At 70.2% G+C, this 22,597-nt stretch carries 17 protein-coding genes and 1 riboswitch; of the genes, 10 read left to right on the plus strand and 7 right to left on the minus strand.

Going from position 1 to position 22,597, the window contains the following annotated elements:
* Positions 1-179: 179 nt before the first annotated feature.
* Positions 180-1,307: a metallophosphoesterase gene (locus WMF19_RS06790; protein WP_437898312.1), complete on the minus strand. Its 1,128-nt coding sequence runs from the start codon at positions 1,305-1,307 to the stop codon at positions 180-182.
* 78 nt (positions 1,308-1,385) lie between these two features.
* Positions 1,386-2,057, minus strand: a complete 672-nt coding sequence (locus WMF19_RS06795; protein WP_437898313.1) for a glutathione S-transferase family protein — start codon at positions 2,055-2,057, stop codon at positions 1,386-1,388.
* A 564-nt stretch (positions 2,058-2,621) separates the two neighbouring features.
* Here WMF19_RS06795 and WMF19_RS06800 point away from each other — a divergent pair.
* Together WMF19_RS06800 and WMF19_RS06805 are read left to right on the plus strand one after the other, a co-directional pair.
* Positions 2,622-4,637, plus strand: a complete 2,016-nt coding sequence (locus tag WMF19_RS06800) for a sensor histidine kinase (RefSeq protein ID WP_437898314.1) — start codon at positions 2,622-2,624, stop codon at positions 4,635-4,637.
* A complete protein-coding gene (locus WMF19_RS06805; protein ID WP_437898315.1) occupies positions 4,621-4,998 on the plus strand; it encodes a response regulator in 378 nt (125 codons plus the stop codon). The genes WMF19_RS06800 and WMF19_RS06805 overlap by 17 nt, the downstream gene beginning before the upstream one ends.
* 29 nt (positions 4,999-5,027) lie before the next feature.
* Here the strand turns inward: WMF19_RS06805 and WMF19_RS06810 are convergent, their stop codons facing one another.
* Positions 5,028-6,035, minus strand: coding sequence for an aldo/keto reductase (locus WMF19_RS06810; protein ID WP_437898316.1), 1,008 nt, complete (start codon positions 6,033-6,035; stop codon positions 5,028-5,030).
* Positions 6,036-6,092: 57 nt separating this feature from the next.
* Here WMF19_RS06810 and WMF19_RS06815 point away from each other — a divergent pair, with 57 nt between their 5' ends.
* On the plus strand, positions 6,093-7,004 hold the full coding sequence (locus WMF19_RS06815; RefSeq protein WP_437898317.1) for a LysR family transcriptional regulator: 912 nt from the start codon (positions 6,093-6,095) through the stop codon (positions 7,002-7,004).
* A gap of 65 nt (positions 7,005-7,069) precedes the next feature.
* Here WMF19_RS06815 and WMF19_RS06820 read toward each other — a convergent pair whose 3' ends face one another.
* A complete protein-coding gene (locus WMF19_RS06820) occupies positions 7,070-7,543 on the minus strand; it encodes a hypothetical protein (RefSeq protein ID WP_437898318.1) in 474 nt (157 codons plus the stop codon).
* 286 nt (positions 7,544-7,829) lie between these two features.
* On the minus strand, positions 7,830-8,783 hold the full coding sequence (locus tag WMF19_RS06825; protein ID WP_437898319.1) for a serine/threonine-protein kinase: 954 nt from the start codon (positions 8,781-8,783) through the stop codon (positions 7,830-7,832).
* A 91-nt stretch (positions 8,784-8,874) separates the two neighbouring features.
* Here WMF19_RS06825 and WMF19_RS06830 point away from each other — a divergent pair, with 91 nt between their 5' ends.
* Entirely contained in the window at positions 8,875-9,900 is a 1,026-nt protein-coding gene (locus WMF19_RS06830) for a lipoyl protein ligase domain-containing protein (RefSeq protein WP_437898320.1), read from the plus strand.
* A 6-nt stretch (positions 9,901-9,906) separates the two neighbouring features.
* Here WMF19_RS06830 and WMF19_RS06835 read toward each other — a convergent pair whose 3' ends face one another.
* Positions 9,907-11,361, minus strand: a complete 1,455-nt coding sequence (locus WMF19_RS06835; RefSeq protein ID WP_437898321.1) for an aminotransferase class V-fold PLP-dependent enzyme — start codon at positions 11,359-11,361, stop codon at positions 9,907-9,909.
* Positions 11,362-11,397: 36 nt separating this feature from the next.
* A riboswitch (SAM riboswitch) is annotated at positions 11,398-11,512 on the minus strand.
* A gap of 224 nt (positions 11,513-11,736) precedes the next feature.
* Between WMF19_RS06835 and ggt the strand changes: the two genes are divergently transcribed.
* On the plus strand, positions 11,737-13,659 hold the full coding sequence (ggt, locus tag WMF19_RS06840) for a gamma-glutamyltransferase (protein ID WP_437898322.1): 1,923 nt from the start codon (positions 11,737-11,739) through the stop codon (positions 13,657-13,659).
* Positions 13,660-13,734: 75 nt separating this feature from the next.
* On the opposite strand, the gene WMF19_RS06845 is transcribed toward ggt, so the two are convergent.
* On the minus strand, positions 13,735-14,205 hold the full coding sequence (locus WMF19_RS06845) for an ester cyclase (protein ID WP_437327992.1): 471 nt from the start codon (positions 14,203-14,205) through the stop codon (positions 13,735-13,737).
* A gap of 585 nt (positions 14,206-14,790) precedes the next feature.
* Here WMF19_RS06845 and WMF19_RS06850 point away from each other — a divergent pair.
* From WMF19_RS06850 to WMF19_RS06870, 5 genes are all read left to right on the plus strand, one after another.
* On the plus strand, positions 14,791-15,783 hold the full coding sequence (locus tag WMF19_RS06850) for a 3-oxoacyl-ACP synthase III family protein (protein WP_437898323.1): 993 nt from the start codon (positions 14,791-14,793) through the stop codon (positions 15,781-15,783).
* Between the two features lie 35 nt (positions 15,784-15,818).
* Positions 15,819-17,576, plus strand: coding sequence for a thiamine pyrophosphate-binding protein (locus WMF19_RS06855; protein ID WP_437898324.1), 1,758 nt, complete (start codon positions 15,819-15,821; stop codon positions 17,574-17,576).
* Between the two features lie 216 nt (positions 17,577-17,792).
* Positions 17,793-18,563 (plus strand): hypothetical protein, encoded by a 771-nt coding sequence (locus WMF19_RS06860; protein WP_437898325.1) that lies wholly within the window; start codon positions 17,793-17,795, stop codon positions 18,561-18,563.
* A gap of 96 nt (positions 18,564-18,659) precedes the next feature.
* Positions 18,660-19,331: a hypothetical protein gene (locus tag WMF19_RS06865; RefSeq protein WP_437898326.1), complete on the plus strand. Its 672-nt coding sequence runs from the start codon at positions 18,660-18,662 to the stop codon at positions 19,329-19,331.
* Between the two features lie 167 nt (positions 19,332-19,498).
* Positions 19,499-22,588, plus strand: coding sequence for a TonB-dependent receptor (locus WMF19_RS06870; protein WP_437898327.1), 3,090 nt, complete (start codon positions 19,499-19,501; stop codon positions 22,586-22,588).
* The last annotated feature ends 9 nt before the right edge of the window (positions 22,589-22,597 follow it).

Genomic DNA, 22,597 nt, shown 5'->3' on the forward strand with positions numbered 1-22,597 from the left:
GGAGCGAGCGCGATATGTTCGGGTGATTTGAGCGTTTACCCGCCTCTTCCGTGATCCCGCGCCCGACCTCGAGATGGGGGCCTGATCATCGCGGCGCGCTCAGGCCACGAGGCCGGCTCGACCTGCACCGCCTCCCGGAAAAATCGGTCGATGACGAGCGGCAATCACCCGCATCGGGTTCACGAGGGGACGATCAGCTCGGCCAGCGGGAGCAAAGCGTAATCGGTGGCTGCGGCAAACCGCATCTCCCCGTCGATCAGGTAGAGGTCCGTCGTTCCGGGCCGATCGTCCAGGATTCCGAGGTCGTACACGACGACGTCGCCGTCGGCGCGCAGCGTGCGGATTCCTCCGATCTCCTTCCGGTGCGCTGCCGCCGTGAGCCAGTCGTGACCGAGCTCCGCCTTGCACTTCCTGTGACCGGTGTGACCGGCGACCTGCCGCAGGCCGCGCGGGAGTGAACGCGGCTCGAAGCGCCGTGGCCGTGCCGGATCGAGCTCCCATGCCGGATCGCCGCCCGGGCGATCGATGTGCGCAGGTCGATGATAGAGGAGGCCGCCACCCTCGTTGCCTGCGGCGCCTGCGACGTGGAGAGGCTCGAGCGAAAGCGGCGTGCGCTCGCCGCGCTGCCATCCCGTGCGCCGCGCGTCGACCGCGGCCCGCATCTGTCGCTCGAGGGCCGCCGCCAGTCGATGCGGATCGCGCTCGTCCGGCATGCCCAGCATCGCGAGCTCGCGCGTGGTCACGCCCGCGTGGGTCAGCAGCACCGCGCGGCCGTCGGGCAGCACGCCTGAGAGCGCGAGATGAAAGCGGCCGCAGAGCAGCAGCTCGATGACGAGCTCGCGCTGGGACTCGCTGAACGACGCGTAATCGCGCGCCGCGAGCCCCGAGGTCGCCACATCGGGGAACTGCGCCGCGAACTCGTCGCGCTGGCGCCGGGCGGCGGCCTCGGCGCCCTCACGCCGCCTGGTCTCGCTGATCGAGCGCCCGAGCGCGCGCGCCGCGGCGAACCGCACGTCGTCGAGGCCGGCGAGCTCCATGACCCGCGCAGCGTCATGATTGCCGAACAGGAGCCTCACCTGCGCAGGATCGTGGCTCGCCAGCCAGCGCAGCGTGCGGAGCCCCTCCGCGCCCGCGCCCACCGGATCATCGAGGTCATAGTCGAAGTGATCGCCGATCGACACGAGCACGACGTCGTCGGCCAGCCGGCCGTCCGCGCCGAGCAAAGCGTGCGTCGCGAGCACGGCCATCACCTTGGCCATCGGCGCCTGCGGATCGCCCATCACGAAGATGCGCCGGGGCGTCACCATGTTCGACCGGTGGCAGTGGCCATGTTCGCGAATTGTAGCATGTCCTCGACGGCTTCGACAGCAGGGCCTTCCCGGCTTTCAGACCGACGGAGGCTTCGCTCCGGTGGCATCGGCGCGCGGCACCTGCGGGAGCTCCGGGGCGTCGAGCCCCGCGAACGGATCGCGCCAGGCGTCGAGCTGCCACAGGCGCGCGTGCCAGGCCGCGACGTGCGGGTAGTCCGCCAGCGGAAGGCCGGCGAGATCCGCGAACGGAAGCACCGACGCCATGCGAAAGTCTGCATACGAAGCCGCGCTCCCGACGAGCCAGTCCCTGCCGCTCAGGACCTGCTCGAGCAGCGTCGCCGCTCCGGCAAACCCCGAGAGCCCCTCCGCCACGACGTCGTCGCGGATGGGACCGAGCCCGTAGCGCTGCTTCGTCACGCGCTCGAAGTGGACCTTGTCGCACGCGGCGACGAAGTTGTGCGTGCCCCAGCTCAACCAGCGGATCATCTCCGGTTGCGCGGCGCCGGTGCGCCAGAAGTCCGAGCCCGTGAGCTGCGAAAGACGGCACGCGATCGCGTCCGTTTCCCAGAGCGACTGGTCCCCCTCGACCAGGATGGGCACGCGCAGGTTCGGATTCAGCGCTCGAAACTTCTCCTGCTGTGACGGGTCGAGAGGAGCCGCGTGGACGTATTCCACGGGTGCATCGAGGTAGCGCGCCACGGCAACGGCGACCCGTGGATTCAAGTTTCGGCTGAAGTACAGCTTCATGGAGCCTCCTTTCCTGCCAGCTGGCTCTATGCGTCGATGACGTGCCGGTGCCGGGCATTCAGACTGGAGAGCACCTCTTCTGCCATCCCGGCTCGCTCGTGGCGGGGCAGCAGCAGCACCTGCGCGACACGTCCTTTGGTGGACATAGGCGAGGTATAACATGGCCAGTCCCTCCGCGGCTGCGACGAGGCGGGGGCCCTCCCCGCAGCCGGCGCTCCCCATCCCTCAGCGGCTCGTGGAGCGCGAGCGGCAGCTTGGCGCGCGGGCGGGGAGCGGCCCCGACGGCTTCCTTCACAAGCACGCCCTGATCCGCGCCGAGATCGCCCGGCTCCGCGGGGGAAGACCTGGAGGCCGCCCGGCTCCACGAGCAGGCCACCGCGGCGGCGCGGGACGGCGCCCGGGAGCAGCCGCGCTCGCCCGGGCGGCGGCGTGCCGGCCGGCGTGACGTCACCAGGTCCGGGGCGCGTACGTTGCCTGCAGGATCGCTTGGGGGGTCGGTGAGCGTAATTGTGGATTGCTTGACAACCCGATCGCCCTTCGCACGATTCGTCATCGTGGGGGAGCATGCGTACCGGACCCGACGATCACACGGAGCCAGGCGCGCTCGTTGTCGACCATGCCCGCCACCCCGGGCCGGGCGAGACCGCGCCCGCGGAGCGCGCCGAGCGCGCGGGCTTCGGGCCGCATAAGGCCGCCTCTGGCTGCCCGCCGGAGCAACGTACGGACGAGCTCGGGACGAAGAGCCCTCCGCCGGGGAGCGGCCGAAGAACCCAGTCGAGCACGGTCGCGACCGACATCCCGACGGACATCGCTCGCAAGTGGCAGGAGATGACCGATCTCCTCGCGGAGATCCTGCGCGTCCCGGCCGCTCTGATCATGAGGATCGAGCCGCCGGAGATCGTCGTCTGCGTCTCCAGCGAGTCGAAGGGGAACCCTTTCCCGCCCAACGAACGAGCGCGCCTCGGCTCCGGGCTCTACTGCGAGAGCGTGATGAAGACCCGGACGCCGCTGCTGATCCCTGACGCCCTGCAGGACGAGCAGTGGAAGTCGAACCCGGACATCGAGCTCGGCATGATATCTTATCTCGGTTTCCCGATCACGTGGCCCACAGGGGATATCTTCGGAACCATCTGCGTGCTGGATGACCGCGCGAACCATTACAGCAAGGCCTACCAGGCGCTCATGGAGCAGTGTCGCGACGTGATCGAGATGGACCTGAAATCCATCTTCGCCTTCGATGCTCGCCTGACAGAAGAGGCCCGGGCGAAAGAGCGGCTGGAGCAGCAGGTCGCCGAGCGCACCGCCGACCTGCGCCATGCCAACGCCCAGCTCAGGCAGAAGATCGCCGAGCACGAGCGGACGGAGGCGGCGCTGCGGAAGGTCGCGGAGGAGCGCAGGCGCGCGGAGGAGGCGTTGCGCACGAGCCAGGAGCTCCTGCGCGCCATCATCGACAGCTCGACGGCCATCCTCGCCGTCAAGGACATCGACGGGCGCTACCTCCTCGTCAACCGCCGCTTCGAGGAGCTGTTCGGCATCACGCGCGAGGCCATCGTGGGCAAGAGCGACGATGACGTGTTCTCTCGGGAGCACGCCGAGGCGCTCCGCGCTTTCGACCGGCGGGCGCTCCTCGCCGGCACGGCGCTGAAGGACGAAGAGGTGATGCCCGAGGACGATGGCGTGCACACCTATCTCACCATCAAGTTCCCTCTTCGCGACGCCGCCGGCGTCCCGTACGCGGTCGGCGGCATTTCCACGGACATCACGGAGCGGAAGAAGATCGAGGCGGAGCGCGCCCTGCTCCTGGAGCACGAGCAGAGGGCCCGGACCGCCGCCGAAGCAGCGGTGCGGATGCGCGACGACTTCCTGTCGATCGCCTCACATGAGCTCTACACCCCCATCGCGGGCCTGAAGCTCGCCGTGCAAGGCTTGATGCGCGAGGCGACGGCGCTCCCCGCCGGCGCGACGAAGCTGGCCAGGATGGCCGAGCGGCAGTGCCAGCGGCTCGTCAGGCTCATCGAAGATCTGCTCAACGTGGCTCGGATCCAGGCAGGCAAGCTCGATCTGAGGCTGGGAGACGTCGATCTCCGGGCGCTCTCGCAGGAGGTCGTGGAGCACTTCGACGTGGAGCTGAAGCAGGCAGGAAGTACAGTGAGCTGGCGGGCAGACGCTCCCGTGGTGGGTATGTGGGACAGGGCCCGTCTGGAGCAGGTGGTGACGAACCTGGTGCTGAACGCCATCAAGTATGGGAGGGGCAAGCCGATCGAGATCAGCGTCGCGGCCGAGGGCGAGGTGGCCAGGCTGGTCGTCGCCGATCGCGGCATCGGGATCGATGCGGGCTGCGTGCCGTACATCTTCGAACGCTTCGAGCGAGGCGTCTCGGCGCAGCACTACGGCGGTCTCGGCCTGGGGCTGTACATCAGCCGCCAGATCGTGGACGCCCATGATGGCTCGATCCGGGTCGAGAGCGAGCTCGGCGCGGGGGCTGCCTTCATCGTGGAGCTCCCCCTGCGCCGGCGCCGCGACGCTCTGCCGACCGAGGTGTCTCCGCCGGCCGGAGGTCTCGATGAGCCCGCAGGATGATCCTCACGACGGTGTCTTGATCGTCGATGACGACAGCGGGTTTCGCGCCGTCGTGGAGGAGCTCTTGCAGGCATTCGGCTACGAGGTCGTGTGCGCGGAGAATGGCGCGGTGGCGCTGGATCTGCTCCGCCGCGGCCTCCGCCCGAGCATCATCCTGCTCGATCTCATGATGCCGGAGATCAATGGCTGGGAGTTCCTCGCGCTCAAGCGACGGGAGCCCGCCCTGGCGGACATCCCGGTGGCGATCCTGTCGGGCGTCGACTCGCTGGAGGCCAAAGCGGCCACCCTGGACGTGTGTGCGTTGCTCAAGAAGCCGATCGATCTCGACACCCTCCTCGCCGTGGTCGCCAAGACACGATGAGCTCGTGAGCCGCCGCCGCTATCGCGAGGTCACTTCTCGCTGTCGAGCATCGCCATCATGGGCGCGGGGTAGCGGGCGCCGGCGATCTCCTCCGCGGGGACGGCGGCCTCGATCTCGGCGAGGTCGGAGGGCGCCAGCGCGATCTCGAGGCCGGCGAGGGCATCCTCGAGCTGCTTCCGCGTGCGCGCGCCCATCGTCGGGATCACCGTGACGCCCTGCGCGGCGCCCTTGGCGCGGACCCAGGCGATCGCGAGCTGCGCGGGGGTGACGCCGCGCCCCTGGGCGAGGCGAGCGAAGGCGTCGACGAGGGCCTGGTTCTTCCGGGCGTTCTCGCCCGAGAAGCGCGGCAGGTGGGCCCGCATGTCGCCCGCGCCGGCCGGCTTGCTCCCGGCCAGCAGGCCGCGCGAGAGCACGCCGTACGCGGTGACCGCGATGCCGAGCTCGGCGAGCGCGGGGAAGATCGTCGCCTCCGGGCTGCGGCTCACGACCGCGTACTCGATCTGGAGGTCCACGATCGGGTGCACCTTCGCCGCGCGGCGGATCGTCTCCGCGCCCACCTCGGAGAGGGCGATGTGGCGGACATAGCCCGCCTTCACCATGTCGGCGATGGCGCCGATGGTGTCCTCGATCGGCACCGCCGGGTCCAGGCGCGCGGGCCGGTAGACGTCGATGTAGTCGACGCCGAGGCGCGACAGGCTATGGGCGAGGAAGCTCTTCGTCGCCATCGGGCGGGCGTCGAAGCCGAGGAAGGTGCCGTCGGGCGCGCGCAGGCCGCCGTACTTCACGCTGAGCACGGCCTTGTCGCGCCGGTCCTTGATCGCCCGGCCGACGAGCATCTCGTTCTTGCCCATGCCGTAGAAGTCGCCGGTGTCGAGGAGGCTCACGCCCCGATCGAGCGCCGCGTGGATCGTCGCGATGCTCTCCGCCTCGTCGCTCTCGCCGTAGGGGCTGCCCCCGGCCATGCTCATGCAGCCGAGGGCGAGGGGGAAGACGGAGGGGCCAGTTTTGCCGAGCTTGGTGGTGTTCGTCGTCGTCATGCCGTCACCCTAGGCGCTCGCGTTTCATTGCTCCAATGAATACGATGTATTCTCGACATGCCTGATATTTATGGAAGGAACCTCGACCTGAACCTGCTCCGCGTCTTCGCCGTCGTCGCGGAGGCAGGCAGCGTCACCGAGGCGGCGAGCCGGCTGTACCTGACGCAGCCGGCGGTGAGCGCCGCGCTCCGGCGCCTGACCACGACGGTCGGCGCGCCGCTCTTCGTGCGGAGCGGGCGCGGGCTCGCGCTGACGAGCCGCGGCGAACGGCTGCGCGCGTCGCTGAAGCCGCACCTCGGCGCCCTGATCGAGGCCGCGCTGGCGCCGCCGACCTTCGACCCGAAGACGTGCGAGCGCACCCTCCGCCTCGGGCTCTCCGACACGGCCGAGGTGTGGCTGCTCCCGCCGCTCTTGCGCGTGCTCGAGCGCGAGGCGCCGCGCGTGCGCGTCGTCGCCGTGCCCGTGCAGTTCCGCACCGTGGGCGCGGCGCTCGCGGGCGGCGTCGACGCGGCGATCTCGGTCGCCGACGATCTACCTTCGAACGTCCGCCGGCAGCGGCTCTTGAGGACCGGCTTCACCTGCCTGTACGACCCGCGCCACGCGCGCCTGCGCAAGCTGACGGAGTCCCAGTACTTCGCGCACGATCACGTCATCGTCTCGTACAACGGGGACCTGCGCGGCTTCGTGGAGGACCTGCTCGGCAAGACCCGGAGGATCCGGTGCTCCGTCGCGACCTTCTCCAACCTGGGCGCGCTGATCGACGGCACCGCGATGCTGGCGACCGTGCCCGAGATCGTCGCCGACGACATCCGCGCCGTCAGGCCGCACCTCCGGACCAAGCCCCTGCCGTTCGATGTCCAGCCCGGGTACATGGAGCTGCTCTGGCCCGCCGCCACGGACGACGACGAGGCGTGCAAGTTCGCGCGGGAGAAGATCGTCCAGATCGCGCGGCCGCTGAGCAAGCGATGACCGGCCGTGTGACGACTCGGGCCGGAGCGGACTCCGCCGTGGGAAATCGAGTCAAGGCCCTGCGATCACAGGCCGCAGCCGACCCAGGTGCGCTCGATGGTCTTGTAGTCCTGGTTCATGCCGCTGGCGCTGGGACAGCCGGTCGAGATGATCACCGTGCCCTGGATCTGGCACGATGACGAGTTCAAGAACGTGCTGTTGCCGGTGGAGATAGGGGCCTGCGGCGCGCCGACCAGGCCGGCCTGCTGCGCGCTCAGCGTCGACCAGGACGCGGTCGAGCTGGGCTTGACCGAGGAGGCGACGAACACGGCGTACTCCATGCCGCTCTCGATGCCTGGTACGAACGGATTGTCCTTGACCTGCCCGGACTGGGACTGGACGGTCGCGGTGCTGGTGGTCTGGCCGAAGGTGATATCGACCTTCGCTTGAAGATGGCTGTTGCACAGATAGACCTGCTGCGAGAAGTTCGGCGGCGGGGCGCCGGCCGAAGCGGCGCTCGTGAACATGAAGAGGGGGAGCGCGAGCACGCGGATTTTCATCGTGATCTCCAGTCCGCTTCGTCGTGGGGACGCGGCGATGCCCATCGGCGTCGCCGCGCGCGGGCGATCTCCGCAGAGCTTGCGGGCGCTGGCAAGCGCGCAGCAAGGCTCCGGCAGCACGTCGACGCGAGCGGCGGGCTCGACGTCCGGCCCAGGCGCGCTCACCCTTCCAGTGCGACCGGCCTTGGCCGGGAGAGGGGGGCCGCGAAGGCGGGGAGATCGTTGATCTTTCTTCCGGCCGTCCCGCCCTCTGGTTCCACCTGGAGCGCTGCTTGCCCCTGGTCCCCTACGCCCCCGTCGCCCCGCGCGGCTGCCGCGCAGCGGCCGTCGCATAAGGCGGCTCGCGGCCGGCGCGCACGGCGGCGAGATCGGCGCGCATCGTCCTCGCGTCGGGATAACGCTCCTGCTTGAGGAAGGCGAGGGCGCGGTCGACAACGGCGCACAGGCCGGGCGGCGCCGTGGGGGCGTGCATCGCGAGGGGCGGCGCCCTCTCCGTGGCGACCGCGATGAGCAGGCGCGCGTCGTCCAGGTTGCCGTGAATCGTGCGGCCCGCGAGCAGCCGGAACATCGTCGCTCCGAGGCCGAAGAGGTCCGTCCGGCCGTCGATCTCGGCGATGAGGCCCAGGGCCTGCTCGGGGGCCATGTAATCGTCGGTGCCGATCGACACGCCCGTCGCGGTCTTCGTCATCTCCGGCACTCCGGCGACGTCCTCGAGCAGCGGGTCGAGGACGCGCGCGAGGCCGAAATCCAGCACCCGCACGCGCCCGTCGTTGCCGATGTGGAGGTTCTCGGGCTTGAGATCGCGGTGAACGACGCCGTGCTCGTGCGCCACGATCAGCACGTCGAGGACCCGCTCGGCGAGCGCGATCACCTGGCCGACGGGGAGCGTCCCGTGCCGGGCCATGCGGTCGAACACGGTCTCTCCCTCGAGCACCTCCATGGCCATGTAGACGAGGCCGTCGTCCGTGGCCGCGGCTTCCAGCACCTGGGGGAGCCCCTCGCAGAGCGGCGCCACGGCGGCCAGCGCGCTCCCGATCGGCCCCTCGCGCAAGAACCGCTTTCGCACCGCCTCGATCTCGGCGAGCTCGGCGTGCAGGAGCTTGACCGCCGCCACGCACCCGTCGGCCCGCCGGCAAAAGAAGACGCTCGCCATGCCGCCGACCCCGAGGACGCTCTCCACCGCCCAGGGGCCGATCCGCGTGCCGACGCGCTGCTCTGCCAGCTCCTCTTCGGTCACCATGGAGCGATGTTACCACCGGCGGCTCCCCGCAGGGCCTCGTCCCGCAGGGGCTCCTCCGCGCGCCGAGCTTCACGCCAAGGAGACTCCCTCGATGCCCGCCATGCGCTCGCTCCCACCGGTCCATCGTCCTCTCGAGGACGCGCTGGCCCTCGGCCCCGCGCTCCTCACGCGCGCCCGCACGGCAGAGGAGGCGCCGTGGCTCGCCGCCAGCCTCGTCGAGGGGCCCGCCGTGGTGCTGGGCGCGGCCCAGCGCGCGGCGCGCGTCGTCGACCTTGCGGCTTGCGCCGCGCGCGGCGCGAAGGTCCTGCGGCGCGCCACGACCGGCACCGCCGCTTTCCTCGGCGGGCGCGGCGTCGTGTGGACCCTCGCGCTGCCGCACGCCGCCGCGCTCGCGCCGGACGCCACGGCCCGGACGCTCCTCAACCGCAACGTGCGCGGCTTTCTCAAGGGCTTGTCCCGCGCCGGCGCGCCCGCGCATTACTTCGGGCGCGAGTGGATCTCGCTGCAGCACCGCCCCGCCGCGCTGCTCGGCCTCGACGCCACGCCGGACGGCGCGGTCCTCATCGAGGTCTTCGCGGGCCTCGACGCGGCGCTCGCGATCCCCCCGGAGCTCGCGGCGCCGGACGAGCGCGTCGTCGACCGCTGGCTGGGCAAGGCCCCGGCCGCGCTCTCCGACGTCCTTCCGGGGCGCCTCTCGCTCGAAGAGATCGCGCGCGCCGTCGTCGAGGGGGTCGCCCTCCGCGCCGCGCTCCCGCTGATCGACGGCGGCGAGGCGCCCGAGCTCGCTGCCGAGCGCTTCCAGCCCCTGACCGAGCCCGACGACCCGGTGCCGCCGGGCGCCTCCGCCGCGGCGCTGGCGCGCGTGCCCATCGGCTGGATCGAGGCCGCGGCGGTCTTCAACGTTCCGCACGTTCCGCACGTTTCGCCGGCGCGCGCGTGGCTCGGCGGCGACGTCCTCACGGCGCGCTGGCTCCTCGACGCGCTCGGCCGGGGTGACGCGCCGGCGCGCGGCGAGGACGTCGACGCCGAGGCCTCGCCGCTGGAGGGCGCGACGCTCGCCGACCTGCGCGCGCTCGCGCGGCGCGCGCTCGCCCTGGGCCGCGCGCCCGGGGGCTGATCCGCCTCAGAGGGGCGCCTGGCACGGCGCGAGCTGGCTCGCCAGGGGCCCGTCCGCTGCGCCTGCCGCGCCTCCGGCGAGGAGGCCGGCCAGCGCAGGGCGCGGGCGAGGATCCGGATCGGGGACGTATCGCCCTGCGTCGAGGCGATAACGCCAGCGGGGACCCTGGGCGACGAGATCGGCGAGCGCGAGGAGGAACCGATCGACGTCCGCGGCGCTGGTGCCGACGCCGAAGCTCACCCGCACCGCGAGGGGTACCGCCGCGTCGTCGCTCGCCTCCGGCGCGCGATTCCTGGCGAGCGCCATCATGAGCGGGTGCGCGCAGAACGAGCCGTCCCGGACGCCGATGCCGTGCTCGGCGCTCAGGACCGCGGCGACCGCGCCGGGATGGAAACCCCGCACATTGAACGTCACGACACCGATCCGGGGGCTCGCCGGGCCCCACATCGCGAGTCGCTTGACCGCCGGCAAGGCCTGGAGACCGCGCGTGAGGCGGTCGAGCAGGCTCGCCTCATGCGCCGCCACGGCGGACATGCCCACCGCGGAGAGCGCGCGGCACGCGGCCGCCAGCGACACCGCGCCGACCACGTTGGGCGTGCCGGCCTCGTGGCGGTGCGGGCCGCTCGCCCATTCGACGTCGTTGCGCGTGACGCGCCGGACGGCGCCTCCGCCGGCGAGGTAGGGACGGGCGGCATCGAGCCAGTCCCCGCGGCCGACGAGCACGCCGCCGCCGAAGGGGGCATAGAGCTTGTGACCGGACAGCGCGACGTAATCGGCCCCGATCCCGGCGAGTTCGATCGCGCAGTGGGGCGCGAGCTGAGCCGCGTCCACGGCGAGCCGCGCCCGGTGGCGATGGGCGACCGCGGCGAGCTCCGGGACCGGCCACAGCTCGCCCGTGACATTGCTCGCCCCCGTCACGGCGAGCAACCGATGGCGCGAGGTCACGTCGCGCAGCGCGTCTTCGGCCCGCATGACCGCCTCCTCCGCGCTCACGGGCACCGGGAGGACGACGCACCGACCGCGCCGCCACGGCAGCTGGTTCGCGTGGTGCTCCGAGGCGAACGTCACCACCGTCGTGTCCTCGGGCAGCGCCGCGGCGAGCAGGTTGAGCGCGTCGGTGGTGTTCCTCGTGAACACCACCGTGTCCTCGGCGCGCGCTCCCACGAAGGCGCCCACCTCCTGGCGGGCGGCGGCATAGAGCTCCGTCGTCACGGTGGACGCGAACCCCGCGCCGCGATGCACGCTGCTGTACCAGGGAAGGAGCGCCGCGACCGCGTCGAGCACCGAGCGCAGGCAAGGGGCGCTGGCCGCGTAATCGAGGTTCACATAACCCACCTGCTCGCCGGTGACGAGCGGCACGGAGAGGTCCGCCCCGACGACGGGTAAAGGGAAAGCGCCGAAATCGGACGGCGCCGGCGCGCCCGCGTCAGGGCGCGAATCCACGATGGAAGCGATCGACATACCACCTCGCGAGTCCAGGGGACTCCGGGCGACCAGAGTCCGCGCTTGCCTGCCGCACATGCGGCTGGCCAGGTCGTCACCCGGGACACCCCACCGCGGTTCGGAGGGTTGTCGGCCAGCGAGCCGGGGCTACGCGCTGGCGCTCATGACCTGCCGAACCATTACCTCGATTGCTTCGTTGTGGCAAGTACAGACTCGACATTGCACCCGCCCGCTCGGCCGCGAACGCCGGTACGGTGGTTGCATTGTGAATCTCCGGGGCAATGCGATGCCGCACATCGTGGCTCCTGGACAGGGCCCTCACGGCCGACTCTGCCGCACGAGGCGGGGTGTGACCGTGGGCCCTGCGTCCTCCAGCGCATCCCGAGAGAACCCATGACGAAACGCACACTCCTTCTCGCTCTCTTCCTCCTTTGCGCCTCCTGCAGCTCCTGCAGCCCGGACGAGAGGCTCGCTCCGGTGGGTTACGGCGGCTCCACGTCGTCCGCGTCGTCCACGTCGGGTGACGCAGGCGCGGAGCCGGACGCCGCCGGGGACGACCCGTTCGCCCGGCTCCCGGAGATCGCGCCGACGGCCACCGGGCGGCGGGGGGCGGCGGCGACGGTCGATCTCCGCGGGACGCTGGCCGCCATCGAGATCCTGAAGCGAGGGGGGAACGCCGTCGACGCCGCGGTCGCCGCGGCGGGCGTGCTCGGCGTGACCGACCCGTTCTCCTGCGGTATCGGCGGCGGCGGCTTCATGCTCGTCTACCTGGCCGGCGAGGGAAAGGTGATCGCCCTGGATCACCGCGAGACGGCGCCGTCCCGGCTCGAGGCGAGGTCCTTTTATGAGAACGGCGCGCCGATCGCGTTCAATGAGCTCGTCACGAGCGGCCTGTCGGTCGGCGTGCCCGGCACGGTGCGGGGCTGGAGCGAGGCGCTCCGCCGCCATGGAACGCTCGGGCTCGGAGACGTGCTGAAGCGGGCCATCCAGGTCGCCGAGGCGGGGTTCGACGTCGACGCGACCTTCTTCGAGCAGACAGGCCGCAACCTCGCGCGATTCCAGGCGATCACGAGCACCAAGAAGCTCTTCCTGGGGCCCGACGGCCAGCCGTGGCCCGTCGGCACGATCTTCAAGAACCCGGATCTGGCCGGCACCTACCGGCTGATCGCCGAGGGGGGAGAGAAGGCGTTCTACGAAGGGCGGGTCGCGGAGGCCATCGTCGCCGCGGTGAAGTCGCCTCCCGTCGAGCCCGGGAGCGCGCTCAACGTCCGGCCGGGGGTGATCGAGCTCCCGGACCTCCAGGGCTACGAGGCCCGCGTCCGCCCCGCGGTCTCGACGACGTACCGCGACTACACAATCTACGGCCTGGGCCTCCCGAGCAGCGGCGGGATCGCCGTCGCGGAGGCGCTGAACCTGCTCGAGGGGTATGACACGGCGACCCTCACGCCGGTCGAGGTGCTGCACCGCTACCTCGGCGCCTCCCGGCTCGCGTTCGCGGATCGAGGCGCCTTCCTCGGTGATCCCGAGTTCGTGGACGCCCCCGTCAAGGGGCTGCTCTCGAAGGACTACGCCGACGCGCGGCGCGCCCTCATCGATCTCGCCGAGGCCCCTTCGGCCGCGGCGGCGCCGGGCGACCCGTACGCATTCCAGAGCGATCCGAGCCCCGCGCCCGGCGGCGCCCCGGCGGCGAGGCGCGGGGGCGCCGGCCCGAAGGACGCGCACGACAACGAGACGACGCACATCACGGTCAGCGACGCGGCCGGGAACATCGTGTCCTATACCTGCACCATCGAGTACGAGGGCGGCAATGGCATCGTCGTCCCGGGGTACGGCTTCCTGCTGAACAACGAGCTCACGGACTTCAACATCCCGCCCGACCCGAGCTCGCCGCACCCCAACGCGGTCGAGCCGGGCAAGCGCCCGCGCAGCAGCATGAGCCCCACGATCGTCCTCAAGGGCGGCAAACCCGAGCTCGCGCTCGGCTCGCCAGGCGGGTCCACCATCATCACCACGGTGCTCCAGATCCTCGTCGGTCATATCGATCTGGGCCTCCCCATCGACAAGGCGCTCGCGGCGCCGCGCCTCTCCCAGCGCAACTCGGGCAACGGCTCCACCGACGCGGAGACGGCATTCCTGAGCGCCCCGGAGGCCGAGGGGCTCGCGTCCCTGGGCCACGTCCTCTCCGACGCGGGCACGATGGGAGGCGAGATCGGCGCGGCCACCGCCCTGCGCTTCAACGGCGATGGGACCGTGACCGCGGTCGCCGAGCCGGTCCGGCGCCACGGCGGGAGCGCGATGGTCGAGCAGGAGCGGTGAGCGCGGCGCCCACGCGCCCGCCGCCGCTCGCGCCCGGCCCCGACGGCCGCCCCGGGCACCCCGGAGGCGGGGCGCTCAGGGCGCCGGGGGCCACGCGCCGATCTGCGCCAATGCGGTGAACCAGTCCTCGAGGTGCCACGTCCGCGCGATCCGGCCCTCCCGCAGCGCATGAAAATCGTGGCAGGGGACGCGGATCTCTCTCCCGCTCGGCGCCACCCCCAAGAACGTGTCTCGATGGGTCCCCGTGAGGACTGACCGGACCGCAGCCCGGCCTGGCTCCTGGAGGATGTCCAGCACCTCGAGCTTCACGTCGGGAAAGGCCTTGAAGAACGCGCGCAGGATGGGCTTGACGCTCTCAGGGCCCACCCCTTGACCGGGGGGCAGCGGGATGTCCTCCCAGTCCTGGGTCACCGCCTCGTCGATGAGCTCCGGCCGCCGCTCGCTGAAGGCGCGGTAGAACGTCAGCAAGGCCGCGCGCTCCGCCTGGACCGCGGTCGCCGCGGCCGCGGCAGGGGCGGTCGGAATGACGGCATCGATGTTCGCCATGGTTGCCTCTTCTCTGTCGGGTGGGACGGCGGATTGACCGCCCCCGGATAGCAAGGGCGTGCCGCCTGGCAATGCGCGCGCCAGAGGGCAGCCATCGCGCCCGCCGGCGCACCTCCCCGCCGCTCGTCCGAACCAGGCGCACAGCCCGCCGCGATCGGGACAGCGGCAGGGCGCGGCCCGTCGCACGCGCCGGGTGCTGCGGGGGCAGCAGTCGATAAGTAACGCTGATGCTTTAGCAGCAGCGGCCATCGCTTCCCGCGATGGATCGCGGACGCTGATTCCGTCCACGCAGAATCCATTGCGGTCGCTCGGCATTGCCGTCGGTGAAGTAGGGCCGAAATCTGCCCGACAAGTCCAGACGACAAATCGGCGTGTCGAGAGGCCGAACGCGGCGAGGGGCAGCAAGCTGTGCGGCACGCTCCTTGTTTACTTGGCCGCGAGTCGAGCGATGGTGTCGGCGGCCTCGGTCGTTCCGGGGAGCGGTGATTGGCTCCGCGCGCCGCTTTGGGTCGCTCGCCGTAGCAGCATTTCGACGCTCGCTCCTCGGGCGTTGCGCCGACACGCCTGCTCCGGGGAAATGGCATTATGAAGGCTCAGATCATCGATGTCGTCAGCTTCATGCCGGAGCGCCGGGTCGTGAACGAGCCGCCCGAGGGCAGCTCCGAGGACGCCCTGGCGGACAACGCCTTCTTCAGCGGGGTTCACGAGCGGAGGTTCGCCTCGCCGGATTACCTCTCCGAGGATCTCGGCGTGCGCGCCGTCGAGCGGCTCCTCGAGAGGACAGGGATCCTCCCCGAGACGATCGATCTCCTCGTGTGCTCCTGCATCTTCTCCGACACGTTCTGGCCAGGCATCGGCCCTGCGATCCAGCACCGCGTCGGCGCCCGGCAGGCGACGATCCTCAACATCGACACGAGCTGCTCCTCGTACCTGTCGGGGCTCAACACGGCCCGCGCGTTCGTCGAGTCGGGCCAGTACAAGCGCGTCGTCGTGGTGACGGTGACGAACTTCATCTCTCGCCTGCCCGAGTTCCAGAAGTCCCGCCGGTCGTCCGTGCTCGGCGACGGCGCCTCGGCCACGCTCGTGACGCCCGGCGAGGCGTCGATCATCGCCCGCTACGAGCGCTCCCACGGCGAGCACTACGGCCTGTTCCGCTTCGAGCCCGACGTCGTCGACGGGGTGTTCAAGAACTACTGGGAGCGCGGCTGCGGCCCGATCACCGTCAATTTCTCCAGGGACATGGTCGAGGCGATCCGCACGAACGCGCTGCAGCTCGTGCCTGACGCGGTGGGGCGGTGCCTCGCGGAGGCCCGGCTGTCGCCGAGCGACGTCAACCTCCTCATCACCCACCAGCCGAACGAGACGTTCCTCAAGGAGTGGCGCGCCCGGATAGGGATCCTCCCCCCGCGCACGCACGACACCCTGTCGCGTTATGGCAACCTGTTCCAGGGATCGATTCCGGTCACGCTCGCGGACGCGCTGGAGAGCGGCCGCATTCGACGCGGCGATATCGTCGCGCTCGGGACATTCTCGAACGGCGGAGACTTCGTGAGCTCGATGGTGCTGCGCTGGCAGTAGTCGCCCGAGGTCCACGCACGGAAGGTACACGCTGTATGAAGTTGGCCGACGCGTTGGTCGAGATGCTGAGGGATTGGGACGTTCAATACGTCTTCGGAGTGAGCGGCGCGAACATCGAGCACCTGCACGACGCCATTCATCGGCACGGGCAAGGGAAGCTGGTCTCCGTCCTCGCGAGGACGGAGACGGGCGCCGCGTTCATGGCGGACTGCAGGGCGAGGGTCCACAGGCGCCTCTCGGTCTGCTGCGCGACGTCGGGCGGCGGGATGCTCAACCTGGCTGTCGGGATCGCCGAGTCCTACGCCGAGGCGGTCCCCGTGCTCGCGATCGTCGGCCAGCCCCCGACGTCGCTCGAGGGGCGGGGGGCGTTCCAGGACTCGTCGGGCATCGGCAACTGCGTCGATGCCGTCCTGCTCTGGCGCTCGATCTCGAAGTACGTCGGAAAGATCAGGAGCCCACACGACTTCTGGCCGATGCTGCGCGAAGCGGTCGTGGCGGCGACGTCGGGCCGGCAGGGCCCGGCCGTGCTCCTCGTGCCCCGGGACCTCTTCGATCAGGAGGTCAGCCCGCCCCCGGTCGACTGGCCCTCTGATCTCCAGAGCTTCTGCCGATCGCGGCCGGTCGGGATCGGCGAGGTGATGCCGCTGCTCGAGGCCATCCGCAGCGCGCGCCGCCCGTTGCTCCTCGTCGGCCAGGGGGTGCGCCGCTCCGACGACGCCGGCGCGGTCGAGGCGTTCGCGCGCGCGGTCGGCCTCCCCGTGGTGACCACGATGTCGGCCCGCGCCGACTTTCCGAACGACGACCCGCTGTACCTGGGGACCGTCGGTGCGGCGGGACACCCGTCGGCGCACGCGTACCTGCGCGACGAGGCGGATCTCGTCATCGCCGCGGGCGCGACGCTCGACGTCATGACGCGCGCCGCGGTCGAGAAGAGCTTCAAGGACAAGCGCTTCGTCGTCATCGACGTCGATCCCGAGGCGATCCACCGCGTCCTTCAGCCCGAGATCACCCTGTATGCGGACGTCGGCCGCGCCTTCCGCGCGCTGCTCGATCTCCTGGAGAGGCGCCCGATGTCACCGCTCCCTCCGATCGAAGGGTACACGCGGCGCTGCTACGAGCCCCGCCTCGCGCCGGCCATCCCGGGCGACGACCCGGGCGCCGCGGGGCCCGATACGCTCCTGCAGAGCGAGGCGCTGGCCATATTGGCGGAGTTCCTGCCGGCGAAGGGCCACGTCGTGCTCGACGCCGGCAACTGCGCCGCCGCGGCCATGCACTACCTCCCCGTCCCGGAGGGCTCGACATCGACGATCGCGCTCGGGATGGGGGGAATGGGCTACTCGATCCCCGGCGCCATCGGCGCCCAGCTCGGGTCGGAGCCCGGGACGCGGACGACGGTCATCTGCGGCGACGGATCGTTCCTGATGCTCGGCCTGGAGGTGCACACGGCCGTCGATCTCGGCCTGCCCATCCTGTTCGTCGTGTTCAACAACGCGATGCACGGGATGTGCGTCACGCGCCAACAGCTCCTCTTCGAGTCCCGGATCGAGGCCGTTCGTTATCCGGAGGTCGATTTCGCGGCCCTCGCGGGCGGGCTCGCCCCGGGCGGCCGGCTCTGGGTGGGCTCCGCGTCCACGCCGCAGGAGCTGCGCGAGCGCCTGAGCGACTATCATGGCAACCACCGCGACGTGCCTGGCGTGCTCGATCTGCGGCTCTTGCGCGAGGAGATCCCGCCTTTCGCGCCGTTCCTCGGGGCGGACGCGCCGACGATACCGGCGTCGGCGTTCGCGGCATGACGGCGCGCGGAGGCGTCATCGCGCGGCGATCTCGGGCGAGCTCGCGTTTCCTGGAGAGTCGCGAAATGCCTTGTCATGCCCAATGGCTTCGATGGATCGAGGTGTGTTGATTTTGAATTATGTCCATTGTTGTTGTTCGAGGTCGAGTCATCATTGGTTGATTGCCGGCGCTGGAGTCGGTGACATGAGGAGGCTTTGATGTATCTGCGCGGTTCCGTGAGTTCCCTGCTTCTCGCTAGCGTCTTCACCGCCGGTTGCGCCGTGGAGGCCGCCGACCCCGAGATCACCGCTGAAGCACAGCAGGAGATCCGGGGGTTCAGCCTCAGCTTGACGAACGTCGTCGAGACGATCGGCCTGGATCTCGTCCCGACCGACGAGGCCGATGCCCTGGTCCCGGAGGAGTTCGTGCTCGCCGGTGAGGGGGGGCCCGTCACCCCGATCGTCGTGAGGACGTCGCACGCCGACGGCATCTCGGTGAACGGCGGCACGCCGACGCCGGGCTCGGTCGTCCAGGTCGGCCTCGCCGTCGTTCCGCCCGACGGGACCGGGGACGTCAACAGCTACACGCTCTGGTATTACACCGACCACGCGCTGCTCGCGTACAAGCTGCTTCAGGCCGGCTTCCTGGTTCAGTACGTGCCGTCGCTCGACTACGATCTCGCGTTCTCGGGCGGCGTCGGCGACCTCCACGTGAGCGTGCCGTTCCCCGGCTACCCTCGCCTGGTCGTCGACGGGACGGTCGCGACGCCCAGCGGGCCCCCGGCGCCGTTCGTGGCCAACTGGTGGGTGTCCACCTGGCGCGGCCCCGTCAAGCAGTCGACGGCGATATCGAACCTCTTCTTCGGCGGCGCGGACGCCACCCTCGAGACCCGCGCGCAGAACCCGCTCGGGACCCTGATCGGCGGCTCGACGGCGGAGTTCTCGGTGCTCGACAGCTACAACGAGTTCCCGACCGCCGACGTGACCGTGGGGCTGTCGCCGTTCTAGCGCGGCGCCCAGCCGATGAGATGCGACGCGAGCCGGCACGGCGCAGGCCAGCGTACGACGTGATGTGATTGTGATGTCGAATTGAAGGAGAGCACGATGACCGCACATGACGACAGAGGGCCGTGGAGCCGATCCGGGCTCGTGAAGAACGGGGTCTCCAGCAGGGAGATCCCCGGCCTGTACGTCTCCGAGGATCACTCCATCGAGGAGTGCGTGAAGCACCTGGAGGGGATCACCAAGCCGACGTACTCGCACGAGGAGATCTTCGGCCAGTATTGCCACCTCGGCGAGTACATCCACGTCCCGGTCGAGGTGGCGTACGAGTACGCGGCGAACGTCTACAGCCTGGAGGAGTGGACCTTCAGCCTGCGGAGCCTCCACCACATCGGCGGCGGCCTCTATAAGGGGAAGGAGTTCCTCGCGAAGGATACGTCGATCTACGTTCGCGCCGAGGCCTACCCGGACAGCCGCGTCGTCGATTACCCTTGCGCCTGGGACCAGGGCGACGAGCTGTGGATGCGGTACCACTTCCGCTTCGTCGACGCGAGGCCCACCATTCGCAAGCCGGGCACCATCGTGCTCTGGACCAACGTGAAACACCCCTACTACGACAGGGCCACGGGGGAGCTCCCCGATTACATCAGCAAGCCCCGCGCGCGGACGGACCGGGCCTGGGTCGGCGATATCTGGCCGCATTTCGACGCGATCCACAAGATCGAGATCGCCAACTTGAAGGCCATCCTGGAGCACCGGTACTCCAAGCTGTAGCGCCGCCCGCTTTTTTCCCACCCCGATGGCGAGGCCGGCCCCATCCCCGTGCGCTCCTCTGCTCGCGTTTCTCTTTCGGCCTCGCGACGGCCGTCGCGCCCGCCGCCGGCGGTGGGCCGGTGGCGGGCCGGCGGCCCTCACACCCTGATAGGAGATCTGTGAACTTCATGCATGAAAGGCGCGGTGTCTGGGCCGCGCGGCTGGCTGCGGCCGCCAGCCTGCTCCTCCCGACCTCGGCCTTCGCCACCGGCTCCGGCGTCCTGACAGGCACGGTCCTCGATTCGTCGACGAGGCAGCCAGCCGCCGATGTCGTCGTGACCGTCACCTCCCCAGCGCTCCAGGGAGAGCAGCTGGTCGTCACCGACCCTTCCGGCCAGTTCCGCATCCCGAACCTGCCGCCGGGCACGTACACGCTCCGGCTCGACAAGGACGCATACAGGCCGTACAGCCGCGGCGGCATCGAGCTCCGCGTCGACAGCACCATCCGGGTGAACAGCGAGCTGCTGCCCGAGGCGCTGAAGGCCGAGGAGATCGTCGTTGTCGGCAGCGCGCCGATCGTGGATGTCGGGTCGAGCGCGACCGGCGTCAACGTCGGCTCGGAGTTCGCGAGCCGCATCCCGCTCATCCCCACGGGCGCGAAGGGCGCCGCGACCCGCTCCTTCGAGGCGCTCGCCGACGTGGCGCCCGGCGCGAGCGCCGACCGTTACGGCGTGTCGATCAGCGGGACGACGTCGCCGGAGAACCAGTACGTGATCGACGGCCTGTCGGTGAACAACCCGGCCTTCGGCGTCATCGGGACGCCGCTGTCGGTGGAGTTCATCAAGGAGGTCAAGGTGATCACGGGGGGCTACCTGCCGGAGTACGGCCGCGCCACCGGCGGCTACCTCGACGCGGTGACGAAGTCGGGCTCGAACGAGCTTCACGGCGCGGTGTTCTTCAGCATCACGCCGGGCCTCTTCGAGGCGTCGCAGACCGGGGTGCAGAGCGAGGCGAGCACGATCACGACCGACACCCGGCTGTCGTCGCTCCGGGACGTCGGCGTCGAGATCGGCGGCCCGATCCTGAAGGACAGGCTCTGGTTCTTCGCCGGGGTCTCTCCCTCGGCCGCGAGCTACCGCCTCGAGCGCGAGCTGCGCTTTGGCCGGTCCGACCCGATCCCCGGCACTCAGCGGGTCTACTACGCCACCCAGCAGAGCGTCCAGTACCTCGGCAAGCTCACGTGGCTGATCGACCCGGACAACACCGTCGCGCTGTCGGTCTACGGCTCGCCCACGACGTCGGGGGGAGACGGCGACTTCGGCATCAGCCCGAAGGACGGCACCGTGGAGCTGAACAACAGCTCGAGCAACAACGTCATCAACGGCAGCTTCGGCGCCCTCGCGCACAGGTACGTGTCGAGCGCGACGGACGGCGCGCTGAAGTGGTCCTCGGCGTTCCAGAACAAGACGTACCTGCTCGACGTCACGCTCGGCGTCCACCACGAGGAGAACGCGATCCGCGCCGCCGACGGCACGAGGATCGGGAGCGGGAAGGGGCTCTCCGACATCGCGCAGGTCCACTGGCAAAGGAGCGATCCCGGGTTCCACTCCATCAACGATTTCGAGCCGTCCGAGGCGACGCGCGATTGCGATCCCGCGGGCACGCAGGCCGCCGAGCGGTGCCCCGTCGCGACGTACTTCAGCGGCGGGCCGGGCGCGCTCAGCGAGACGACGCTCGACAGGTACCAGGGCAAGGCCGTGTTCACGGGCCTGTTCACCGCGCTAGGCCACCACATCGTCAAGGCGGGCGCCGACCTCGAGCTGATGCGTTATGCGTCGTCCCGCGGCCACTCCGGGCGCAACGTCTTCGCCGAGACGACCGACGGGGCCGCGTTCACCGGCTTCCGCCGGCTCGGCTTCATCGCCAACCCCGACGAGGGCGTGCCGCTCGACAAGTTCGAGACGGTGTCGAAATCGACCACGATCGGCGGCTTCGTGCAGGACAGCTGGAGCATCCTCGACAAGGTCACGCTGAACGCGGGGGTCCGGTACGACGCGCAGCTGCTGTATGGAGGCGACGACAAGCTGGCGATAGCCCTCCCCAACCAGTGGTCGCCGCGCGTCGGTGTGATCTACGATTTCACGCAGGCCGGCCGCTCCAAGCTGTTCGTGAACTACGCGCGGTTCTACGAGAGCGTGCCGCTCAATATCATCGACCGCGCGTTCCCCGGCGAACGGCAGGTCTTCACGCTGCACGCCGCGGCGGTGTGCGACCCCCGGGACCGCGCGCAGCAGCGTGACGCGTGCGATCGGAACGAGAACCTGATCCCGACGGCCGCCCCGTACAGCCCCAACCAGAAGTGGCGTGTCATCGGGGGCGACGGCGGCATCGATCCGGACCTCGAACCGCAATCGACGGACGAGATCGTGCTCGGCGGCGAGGTCGAGCTCTATCCCCGGCTGCGCGTGGGGGCGCAGTACACGAAGCGCTACCAGAACCAGGTCATCGAGGACATCAGCCGGGACGAGGCGAGGACGTACCTCATCGGCAACCCCGGCTACGGCGTCGCCAAGGATTTCCCGAAGCCGACGCGCGACTACGATGCGGTCACCGTCCATGCCGAGAAGGCGTTCGCCGACGCGTGGCTCGCGCAGGCGAGCTACACGATCTCCTACCTGCGCGGCAACTGGGCCGGGCTCTTCCGCCCCGAGACCGGGCAGCTCGATCCGAACGTCAACTCGGACTTCGATCTGGTGTCGCTCCTGCCGAACCGCACGGGGCCGCTCCCTGGGGATCGCAGGCACCAGTTCAAGGTCTTCGGCGCCAAGGACTTCACGGTTCATCACCGCGTGATCGTCAGCGTGGGAGGGACGTACCGGTCCGCCTCCGGAGGGCCGACGAGCCACCTCGGCTCGCACCCGCTCTATGGCCCCGATCAGGTCTACATCCTCGAGCGCGGGAGCGGCGAGCGCCTCCCCTGGGCGCATTCCGTCGATGCCCACGTCGGCGTGGGCGTGCAGCTCGCCAAGGAGAGCACGCTGACCGTCACGGTCGATTCGTTCAACATCTTCAATTTCCAGGCGGCGACTGCCGTGGACCAGCGGTACACGGTGGCCTCCGTCCTCCCGATCGTGAACGGGACGAAGGGCGATCTCGGGCAGCTCAAGAACGTCGATGGCTCGGCGTTCAACCCGATCAACAAGAACCCGAACTTCGGAAAGCCTGTTGCGTATCAGGCGCCGCGCACGTTCAGGATCGGCGCCAAGGTGACCTTCTAGGGCGATGGC

Source organism: Sorangium sp. So ce124 (assembly GCF_051525235.1).
GTDB classification, from domain to species: domain Bacteria; phylum Myxococcota_A; class Polyangia; order Polyangiales; family Polyangiaceae; genus Sorangium; species Sorangium atrum.

What these genes read in the sequence shown, in the direction of transcription:
- WMF19_RS06815 (WP_437898317.1), top strand. Translation starts at nt 6,093, where the DNA reads ATGCCTGATATTTATGGAAGGAACCTCGACCTGAACCTGCTCCGCGTC.
- WMF19_RS06845 (WP_437327992.1), bottom strand. Translation starts at nt 14,205, where the DNA reads ATGGCGAACATCGATGCCGTCATTCCGACCGCCCCTGCCGCGGCCGCG.
- WMF19_RS06795 (WP_437898313.1), bottom strand. Translation starts at nt 2,057, where the DNA reads ATGAAGCTGTACTTCAGCCGAAACTTGAATCCACGGGTCGCCGTTGCC.
- WMF19_RS06850 (WP_437898323.1), top strand. Translation starts at nt 14,791, where the DNA reads ATGAAGGCTCAGATCATCGATGTCGTCAGCTTCATGCCGGAGCGCCGG.
- WMF19_RS06870 (WP_437898327.1), top strand. Translation starts at nt 19,499, where the DNA reads ATGCATGAAAGGCGCGGTGTCTGGGCCGCGCGGCTGGCTGCGGCCGCC.
- ggt (WP_437898322.1), top strand. Translation starts at nt 11,737, where the DNA reads ATGACGAAACGCACACTCCTTCTCGCTCTCTTCCTCCTTTGCGCCTCC.
- WMF19_RS06790 (WP_437898312.1), bottom strand. Translation starts at nt 1,307, where the DNA reads ATGGTGACGCCCCGGCGCATCTTCGTGATGGGCGATCCGCAGGCGCCG.
- WMF19_RS06800 (WP_437898314.1), top strand. Translation starts at nt 2,622, where the DNA reads ATGCGTACCGGACCCGACGATCACACGGAGCCAGGCGCGCTCGTTGTC.
- WMF19_RS06820 (WP_437898318.1), bottom strand. Translation starts at nt 7,543, where the DNA reads ATGAAAATCCGCGTGCTCGCGCTCCCCCTCTTCATGTTCACGAGCGCC.
- WMF19_RS06855 (WP_437898324.1), top strand. Translation starts at nt 15,819, where the DNA reads ATGAAGTTGGCCGACGCGTTGGTCGAGATGCTGAGGGATTGGGACGTT.
- WMF19_RS06805 (WP_437898315.1), top strand. Translation starts at nt 4,621, where the DNA reads ATGAGCCCGCAGGATGATCCTCACGACGGTGTCTTGATCGTCGATGAC.
- WMF19_RS06825 (WP_437898319.1), bottom strand. Translation starts at nt 8,783, where the DNA reads ATGGTGACCGAAGAGGAGCTGGCAGAGCAGCGCGTCGGCACGCGGATC.
- WMF19_RS06865 (WP_437898326.1), top strand. Translation starts at nt 18,660, where the DNA reads ATGACCGCACATGACGACAGAGGGCCGTGGAGCCGATCCGGGCTCGTG.
- WMF19_RS06830 (WP_437898320.1), top strand. Translation starts at nt 8,875, where the DNA reads ATGCCCGCCATGCGCTCGCTCCCACCGGTCCATCGTCCTCTCGAGGAC.
- WMF19_RS06835 (WP_437898321.1), bottom strand. Translation starts at nt 11,361, where the DNA reads ATGTCGATCGCTTCCATCGTGGATTCGCGCCCTGACGCGGGCGCGCCG.
- WMF19_RS06810 (WP_437898316.1), bottom strand. Translation starts at nt 6,035, where the DNA reads ATGACGACGACGAACACCACCAAGCTCGGCAAAACTGGCCCCTCCGTC.